Below are 9080 nucleotides of genomic sequence, written 5' to 3'. Positions count from 1 at the left end.
TGGCTGTTCGCCAATTAAAGCGGTACGTGAGCTGGGTTTAGAACGTCGTGAGACAGTTCGGTCCCTATCTGATACGGGCGTTGGATACTTGAGAGGAGCTGACCATAGTACGAGAGGACCTGGTTGGACCGACCGCCGGTGCACCAGTTGTCACGCCAGTGGCATAGCTGGGTAGCTGAGTCGGGAAGGGATAAGCGCTGAAAGCATATAAGCGCCAAGCCCCCCTCAAGATTAAGTATCCCTCCTGAGTAATCAGGACTGAAGGCTCCTGGAAGATCACCAGGTCGATAGGTCACAGATGTAAGCTCCGTAAGGAGTTGAGTCGAGTGATACTAATAAGCCGTGCGGCTTGATCGATTAAATTTCTTTCATCAAGTTGCCAGAGATACATAGGTGCAACCTATTGAAAGATGCCCGCATCACTACAATGCAATATGCGTCGGTTAAATTCCCAAGATTTTCCGGTGGTTATGGAGGAGGGGAAACACCTGTTCCCATTCCGAACACAGCAGTTAAGCCCTTCATCGTCGATGGTACTGCCTCTGAGAGGAGGTGGGAGAGTAGAACGCTGCCGGATTTAAATTCAAAAACCCCGCTTTAAAAAAGCGGGGTTTTTTTATTGAATTTTTATTTTTGTGGGATATTATTAATTCGAAATATGAAATCCGAAGAAGGACATGTACCTCTTGAGTGAAAAAAAAGATATAGAGTTTTATACGGCGGAGGGATTTTTAAGTTTGTACAATTCTCGTTTTGGAACATCATATGAAATCGTCAAAAAGGCTGAGGCACCTGATATAATTTGCAGGGATAAGAAAGACAATCAATTAAATCTTGAAATTACATTGTCTGAAGATAGAAACGGAGATATTCCAGCCATGCTCGGTCGGTCAGATTCAAGAAGTTATAATTCCCTGGCTAATGGTAAAATTATAGCTAGTCATTTACAGAACGATGTTTGTCAGATAATGATTAAAAGAATAAAAGCTAAATTAGATAAGCATTATGGTCCTAATACTGCTCTTGTGGTAAGACATGTATCGGGGATTCCCTGGAATTGGGATAATGTAATCGATTCCATAAAAAACTCGTTAAATCTGCGCCAAAATCCATATGATAAGGGTATATGGATAATGAATAATTCAAAAACTGAGATTTTCCGGATTGCTTAGTATGTAAAATGATAAATAAGAAAGCATTTTAGGCAAAAATGACTCTATTTTTTTAATAATATTTTTAAGAATGCCCAAAAGTAATTCCTCAATAATATACAGCTGCCGACCACTATTGCTTGTGGCAACCAATCGATATTAGGCCAGATATCATTTCCTTTGCTTTTTTATAAATCGAAGTTTATAATAAAGCAGTTTTTTCACCATCGTATGACAACCATTTAAAATTGTCAAACATATTTCATTATTCCGGTTTGGTCTATTCCAAAACCAAAAATGAAAGGGGATCGTCTGACGATGAATAAAGAAGAATTCCAAAAAATGGAATACAAAACCCTTCGAGAAGAAATAACCAACACCAAAAGTAGAATTTTCAAACTCGTTGGTTATGGAATCGTAGTTGTCCCCAGCGCTCATCTACTGGCCCGCACCTACCGGCTGGATATACTTTTAATATCCATTCCCATATTGGTCATCGTTGTGGCGCTATTCTATCTGGCTGAAAGCCGGGCGCTGATGAGATGCGGGACCTATATTAAATTTCATATTGAATCCCGAATCGATGGTGTCGTTGGCTGGGAACACTGGCTGGAACAACCGGGTTCAACCAAACGCCGTTCCGTTGATAATTTCGTGGGCTACTCCTTCTACCTCTTGTTCCTGGTTTACTATGCCGGGTCGGTTTATCTCGCGATTCAACATGCTATGGGATGTTACAGTATGATTTGCGCCACCATTCTTCTGGCGGTTTATGTGGCTATCGGCGTCTGGTTTTTAATATTTCTAATAAGCCAGCATAGACTCAGCACGACGACCGATCTGAAGGATGCTTAGTTAAAGTCGGCCCTCACACACTTTCGCCGGATTATTTGACCTGCTGGCCTCAATTAGTCAATTTTTATTTGCCAAAAACCCCGTTCCTGCCTATATGTGAATTAAATAAACGATCGAACCGTCGGATTTTCGATTAAATGCGTTTTGAACTTAAAAATCATCTGACTGAACCGGAAATCGAACAGGGTTTAAAAGTTGTTATCAAGGATGGTCTCGCCAATCAGGCCATGATAACCCTGTCCGGCGGCGTTTTTCTGGTCGCTTTCGCCCTCCAGCTGGGGGCCTCGAATTTGCTGATCGGCATCCTGGCGGCCATACCGGCCCTGGCCCAGCTTCTGCAGATCCCGGCCATTTTTATTGTCGAAAAAGTCGGTAATCGCCGAAAAGTCAGTTTCCATGTCACTCTGGTTTCCCGCCTTTTCCTTCTGGTTATTGCCTTGATCCCGTTTCTGTTTTCCGGCAAGATAGCCCTGGCGGTTTTGGTTCTGGCCCTCTCACTGAATACTTCCATTGGGGCCGTTTCGCTCTGTTCCTGGAATTCCTGGATGCGCGATCTGATCCCCCAGGATCGGTTGGGGACCTTTTTCTCACGCCGCATGAGTCTCTCCATGGGACTCGGGGTGATCCTGTCACTCGCCGCCGCCGCCTATATCGATTACTGGAGCAGTATTCTTCCCGATCATGGTATTTATGCCTATTCGTTATTGTTTGCCATGGCCTGGATTTTCGGCCTGATGGATACCTATTTTATTACCCGGATTCCCGAACCAAAAATGCTTACGCGACCGAATAATCATAAATTCCTGAGCCATCTTCTGGAACCGCTCAAGGATCTCAATTTCAAACGGCTGATGACCTTTTTAGGCTCATGGAATTTCGCCGTCAATCTGGCGGCGCCCTTTTTCACTGTCTATATGCTTAAAAGACTCAATCTCGATATCTCCTATGTCATCGGTCTGACGGTTTTAAGTCAGATCATGAATGTCGTTTTTCTCCGGATATGGGGTCGTTATTCCGATCGGTTCAGCAACAAATCTGTCCTGGGTATCAGCGGCCCCCTGTTTATGGTTTCGATCCTGGCCTGGACCTTCACAACCATGCCCTCCACTCATTTTCTGACCATCCCCCTCCTGGTGGTGATTCATATTTTCATGGGTATTTCACTGGCCGGAGTCACCCTGGCCTCGGCCAACATTGCCCTGAAATTGGCCCCCAAGGGTGAGGCGACCGCCTATCTGGCCGCCTCCAGCCTGGTGAATTTTCTCGCCGCCGGGATCGCTCCCATCCTGGGCGGCCGATTCGCCGATTTTTTCTCCAAACGGGAATTCTCCTGGACCATGGCCTGGAACAGCCCCAATGGCAATGTGATCTTTCAACCCCTCAATTTCCAGTCATGGGATTTTTTCTTTTTCTTTGCCTTCGTTATCGGGCTTTATTCCATGCATCGGCTGGCCCTTGTCCGCGAGGAGGGTGAAGTAACCGAAAGTATCCTGATTCATGAAATAATCGGTATGTTTCGTCGCCCGATCAGAAATTTCTCGACCGCCGGCGGATTGCGATTCCTGATGCAACATCCCCTGACCGCTTTCCGTCACCGATCCAACCTGCGGCGTAACCCTCCGGAGATGAGCCGAACCGATGGCGGCCCGGAAAGAAGAGGTCCCACGGAACAGGACTAATATGGGATTTTGTTGTTTTTTAAAAAATCGCTTCATTCGATTACCGCCGGAAATGGAATCGGAGGTACTGGGCCGGCTGAAAGCATTTATAATACCGGTGCAACCAACGTTGAAAACCACCGGGTGCAGTATTGCATGGTTCATTTATAAAAATATTTTTACGCTTGACGTCCCGTTGGCACAAGGTTTTTTATCAGTGAGGATCTCCGATGAATGAACATCTTTTTATTGGCTTGGCCAGCATCGTCGTCCTTGGAATTCTGGCCCAGTGGTTGGCCTGGAGACTACATCTTCCCGCCATATTGCTCTTGCTTGTGTTCGGTTTTATTGCCGGGCCGGCCAGTCATATTTTAAATCCCGATGAGTTATTCGGGGAGTTGTTATTTCCTTTTGTTTCTTTGTCAGTAGCCATAATTCTTTTTGAGGGCGGCCTGTCGCTTCATACTCGCGAATTGGTAAAAGTCGGTTCGATAGTCAGAAATTTGACCACCCTTGGAATCGCAGTAACATGGTTGCTGACGTCGGCAACAGCCCATTTTGTAATCGGTTTGGAATTCGGCCCGAGTTTTTTACTGGGAGCCATTCTGGTGGTGTCCGGCCCCACAGTAATCATACCGCTTTTAAGACAGGTCCGGCCGATCGGCAATATCGGTTCGATTTTAAAGTGGGAAGGCATTGTAAATGATCCCATCGGCGCCATTCTAGCGGTAATTGTTTTCGAAATCATTGTCTCCGGAAGCGCAGAATCGGGAACCCTGGTTGTTGTTTTAGGCGCGGCGAAAGCGGCTGTCTTTGGTACAATCTCCGGAATTCTTGGCGCACTGGCCATAGTCATCCTGCTTAAAAAATTCCTGATCCCCGATTTTCTGCAAAATCCAGTTTCATTGATGTTCGTGATTTTGAGTTATGTTGCCGCAAATCAGTTTCAGCCTGAGTCCGGTCTGCTTGCCGTTACCGTGATGGGGGTAGTATTGGCCAACCAGAAATATGTTTCCATCCGGCATATTATTGAATTTAAGGAAAACCTGAGAGTCCTTTTGATATCCAGTGTTTTTATTATTCTGGCTTCAAGGATTCCCCTGACACAGATGTCCTTTGACGACCACCGGACCTGGATATTTGTAGGTCTGCTGATTTTTCTTATCCGACCGATTATGGTGTACATATCGACCATCCGCTCCAAATTGAAATTCCATGAGAAAACCTTTCTGGCCTGGATGGCTCCGCGTGGAATCGTGGCCGCGGCGGTATCGTCGGTATTCGCCAACAGACTGGTTGAACTCGGTCATCCGGAATATCAAAAATTGGTTCCATTAACATTTCTTGTCATTATTGCCACGGTGACCGTTTATGGTTTGACTTCCGGTCCCATTGCCAGGCGCCTGAAGGTTGCCCAGGCCGATCCTCAGGGAATCCTGTTTGCCGGAGCGCCGCCCTGGGCAATGGAGATTGCAAGTATTCTGCAGGAAAAAGGATTCCAGGTAGCTATGATCGATACCAATTGGAGTAATATTGCCGCCGCCAAAAAAAATGGCATAAGGGCTCATTATGCCAATATTCTCTCAGAGAACTTGCATGTCGACCTGCAACTTGATGGTATTGGGCGGCTTCTGGCTGTAACTCCCAACGATGAGGTCAATTCTCTGGCAGTCCTGCATTTCCTTGATGTTTTCGGACGATCTGGAGTCTATCAGCTAAAAACCTCTGTAGACGAAAAAAATAAAAATGTTCAGGAATCCATGCCGCGGCATATGTTGGGAAGATTTCTGTTCGGTAAGGAAGCAACCTTCAATAGACTTAATGCTATTTATTACACCGATGGCATCGTTAAAAGAACTCTTTTGACCGAGGAATACGATTTTAAAGCCTTTCGAAAAATGTACGGCATAACCGCGATTCCCATGTTTATCATCAACAAGGCGGGCAGACTTCAAATTCTTACTGCCGATGATGAAGTCGATCCCAAACCAGGTGATACATTGATAAGCATGGTCGAACCGATCGAACAACACCGGTGATGACACCTGATAATATTTTCCGATTATTGCATTGTGGTTTTTAAGCCGATTGATAAAGTTGCTTTCCGGCTTGATCGACAACCTCCACACTGACCTCGATTCCCTTCCTGACACTGGCGGTAACGACACAAAAATCCTCGAAAATCTCGGCGCATTTATTAAATCGGTTGACCGCTTCCTCACGTTCGGCATCGATCTCGATTTTCACGTGGCTGGAATCGATCCTGATCCGGTTTTTTTCATTTCGTGCCAGTTTGGTCGTTACGGTGGTTTTGATATTATGGATATCGATTCGGGCTTTTTGCAGGCAGAAAAGGAGGCTGGCCGACAGACAATTTCCGATGGCCGCCGATAAAACTTTGGTGGCGCTGGGGCCGCGATCTTCGCCAAGCGGAGCCGGTTCATCCATCAAAAGGTCGATTCCCTCATCGAATTTGACCAGAAACTCGAAGCCTTTTTTCTGTTCCAGAACTACGGTGACCTGGTTTTCTCCCATCATTCCTCCCGATCTTGAGTTTTATTTCCCAGGGCGCGGTTAAGCTCCTCAATAAGTTTATATTCCGGAACCGCCCCTTCCAGCGAGATGTTTTCATTGATTACCGTTTTGGGAACGCCCCGGACCCCGTAACGATTTCCCAGATGAGGGAATTCCGTTATTTCGACCATATCGGCCGTTATATGTTCATTTTCTATGGCAAAGGCATGCGCCAGACGAACCGCCGAGGGGCAGTAGGGACAGGTCGGAGTTACGAATACCTGAAAATGAACCGGCTTGGTGATGTTTTTCAATATCTGGCGGGTTTTCTCATTAAGGCCCGATTGACCTTTGGAAACCGCGATTATTCCTTCCAGAAGACCGACGAATTCATAACCCGCCGGAATACCGTAGAAACGAACTCCATAATCCTTTTCACCCTCAATAACGGTCGCGGGTATTTTATCAATCTTATATTGCTCAACCCTGTCCTTGTCGATTTGGAAATTATAAACCTCAATCGATAGCTTTTCGGACATCCTGGCCAGCTCCTCCATCAATTGACGGGTTTCCCGGCAATATTGACATTCCAATTCCTGCGTGAAATTGATTATTTTCACCGGGCGATCCAGATTTTTCAAATGGTCCGCAATGATCTGTTTATCTTTTGCCTGTATTATGGTCATTTTTAAATCTCCTGTAATTTTTATTTATTAGATAGGAATTACCCTAAAGAGATTCCAAAAATTTCATAACCACTTTGGCTGAATTATCTGCGGCGACCTGAAAAAAACGTCCGATTTCTTCCCGAGCCGAACCTGATGGAGATCCCCCGGCCAGATCCGAAGCCGACCTGAAAGCGATAAACGGGATATTATTGACCCCGCACACCTGGGCCACCGCCGCGGTTTCCATATCGGTTGTCAGGGCCTTAAAATTCCCCGAAAGCCAGAGACGTTTTTCCGCCTGATCGATAAAACAATTACCGGAGACTCCGACCCCGCCCGCAATTAAACGCGGAATTCGATTTCCGATACTATCCAGTTTGATCTGCTTTCCGGCCAATGACTCGGCTTTCCGAAAAAGGCTGCTATCGACTTGGAAATATGTTATTCTTTCGGATTCCGCCCTGGATGGCAACTTTACTTCGATACCATTGGGTTCGAAACCATTGACACCGATATAACCATAATCATGGGTTGCCCAGCTTCGCCCCACGAAAATGTCGCCAATATGAACCGAACTGTCGATAGCCCCGGCAATACCGCTGAAAATAACCGCGCGGGGATTATATGTATCAATCATTTTTTGAATTGTCATGGCGGCGTTGGTCATTCCCACGCCCGATTCGGCCAGCACGATATTTTTGCCGGCCAGACTGCCCCGGTGAACCATCCGCCCCAGGACCGTATCGGTCGCGGTTATATTCATTTTCTCCGAAAGAAGTTGACCCTCGCTGTCGAAGGCATAAAGAATCAGGTACAGCTGATTATCGACCGCTGATTTACCGCAACCGGGCGATAAATAAAGAAAGGCGGCTAATACCAATAATATCACCACTGGGAAAATTCTTTGTAATTTCATTATCGCTCCCTCCTGTTTATCATCCGTCAATGGTATTTGTCGAGGTATTCGATCATACGGCGGAATTCCGCCTCGGAAAACAACATTCCGGTCCGGGGCAATTTCCTTAAGGCGATTTCGTACTTGATGAATTCCTCCAGAAAACCATCGCTGATAATCCGTTTCAGGTTATCATCCCCCGGATTCTGGGCAAAATAGGATAATATTGCCTCGCTCTCCTCAGTAGCATAGACCGCCGAATCGGAATGATTCTCAATCCCCATCTGTTCGGCATAACCCGGCTCATATTTCCAGATGGCTTTGACCATAGCGTAACCGATCCAGGGCTCCCGGACCCGAACATGAACAGTGCCGCCCTCCTCATTTAATTGGTAGACAGGATCGAAGCTCCATTCCTTCCAGGGTCGTCCAACATTATCCCGGAACTGCTTCATGATTTTATAGATATCTTCATGATAGACATTCAAAATGTGTGCAATAGTAATCTCTTTCACTGCTTCTTCCGGCTGCCCGGTTTTTATCAGGGCATCGGCCAGAAACCAGTGAGCATCGAAATCAATAAAATTCCTGTTGATTGCTGTCCTGAAATAGTATATCGAGCTGTCGCACTGCTCCATCATGAAGTAAGCATCGCCGATCAATGTCATGATATGATGAAAATCGGGTTCAATGGCGGCAATGTTGCGGTATTCGGTTAACGCCCCGGCATAGTCTTTATCGGAAAACATAACTTCCGACCAATGAAGCATATTACTGGCCGAATCCGAAAGCATGTACATAAGAATTCTACGGTTGCCCCCGGACTGGTCTATATAATAAATATCCTTAAATACTTCATGTTTTTGAGCGGTCTTCGTCACCGTCGTGTCTTCAGGCGCCTCGATCTGGTAAGCAAGTTTCGAATTTTCCGGGATTCTGATGATTTCATCGGGGGCGTGGGGCGTTCCGTCGATGACAATGTCGGCATTATCTTCCTGAGCGTATAGAGGCGTGAGGCATGCAACTATCAAAAGCAGGCCGACGATCGGCAGAATGTATCTGGTTTTATAAACCGCAGATAATAACATAATATTTTCTCCGATTTAAATAGGTCTTATGGGTGTGTCTAATCTGTCCCCTGGTACAAATTTAAAATACCCCCGCCAGGAATCGAACCTGGATTACCGGCTCCGGAGGCCGATGCGTTATCCATTACACCACGGGGGCATTTATCTGTCTGTTAATATACGACAATTCGCAAAGCAATACTACCATCAAATCCCTTACTTGTCAACCCCGTTTTCATTCCCGGCGAATTTGTTGTCCAAAATTCCGGCTT

Annotated in this window: 8 protein-coding genes, 1 tRNA gene and 2 rRNA genes; 6 read left to right on the top strand and 5 right to left on the bottom strand. The window is 46.0% G+C overall.

Features of this window, described 5'->3' with window-relative positions:
- From JXQ28_04455 to JXQ28_04430, 6 genes are all read left to right on the top strand, one after another.
- Positions 1-357, top strand: a 23S ribosomal RNA gene (locus JXQ28_04455); the annotation flags it as partial.
- A gap of 103 nt (positions 358-460) precedes the next feature.
- Positions 461-577, top strand: a 5S ribosomal RNA gene (gene rrf, locus JXQ28_04450).
- 109 nt (positions 578-686) lie between these two features.
- Positions 687-1172: a hypothetical protein gene (locus JXQ28_04445; GenBank protein MBN2276980.1), complete on the top strand. Its 486-nt coding sequence runs from the start codon at positions 687-689 to the stop codon at positions 1170-1172.
- Positions 1173-1469: 297 nt separating this feature from the next.
- Positions 1470-2006 (top strand): hypothetical protein, encoded by a 537-nt coding sequence (locus JXQ28_04440; protein ID MBN2276979.1) that lies wholly within the window; start codon positions 1470-1472, stop codon positions 2004-2006.
- A gap of 137 nt (positions 2007-2143) precedes the next feature.
- Entirely contained in the window at positions 2144-3685 is a 1542-nt protein-coding gene (locus JXQ28_04435) for an MFS transporter (GenBank protein ID MBN2276978.1), read from the top strand.
- Positions 3686-3894: 209 nt separating this feature from the next.
- Complete coding sequence (locus JXQ28_04430; GenBank protein ID MBN2276977.1) at positions 3895-5703, top strand: cation:proton antiporter; 1809 nt, start codon at positions 3895-3897, stop codon at positions 5701-5703.
- Positions 5704-5743: 40 nt separating this feature from the next.
- On the opposite strand, the gene JXQ28_04425 is transcribed toward JXQ28_04430, so the two are convergent.
- The 5 genes from JXQ28_04425 to JXQ28_04405 all read right to left on the bottom strand — a co-directional run bounded on the left by JXQ28_04425 (position 5744) and on the right by JXQ28_04405 (position 8968).
- Positions 5744-6202 (bottom strand): OsmC family protein, encoded by a 459-nt coding sequence (locus tag JXQ28_04425; protein ID MBN2276976.1) that lies wholly within the window; start codon positions 6200-6202, stop codon positions 5744-5746.
- Entirely contained in the window at positions 6199-6864 is a 666-nt protein-coding gene (locus tag JXQ28_04420) for a thioredoxin family protein (protein MBN2276975.1), read from the bottom strand. Before JXQ28_04420 ends, JXQ28_04425 begins: the two co-directional genes overlap by 4 nt.
- Before the next feature lie 43 nt (positions 6865-6907).
- Entirely contained in the window at positions 6908-7762 is an 855-nt protein-coding gene (gene mtnN, locus JXQ28_04415; protein MBN2276974.1) for a 5'-methylthioadenosine/S-adenosylhomocysteine nucleosidase, read from the bottom strand.
- 26 nt (positions 7763-7788) lie between these two features.
- Positions 7789-8829: a hypothetical protein gene (locus JXQ28_04410; protein MBN2276973.1), complete on the bottom strand. Its 1041-nt coding sequence runs from the start codon at positions 8827-8829 to the stop codon at positions 7789-7791.
- A gap of 67 nt (positions 8830-8896) precedes the next feature.
- Positions 8897-8968: transfer RNA gene (locus JXQ28_04405), tRNA-Arg, on the bottom strand.
- Positions 8969-9080: the final 112 nt, after the last annotated feature.

The sequence above is a fragment of the Candidatus Zixiibacteriota bacterium genome, assembly GCA_016933955.1.
Taxonomy (GTDB): Bacteria; Zixibacteria; MSB-5A5; order GN15; family PGXB01; genus JAFGTT01.
Note: the sequence above shows the minus strand (reverse complement) of the source record. Positions and strands in the feature narration are given on the sequence as shown.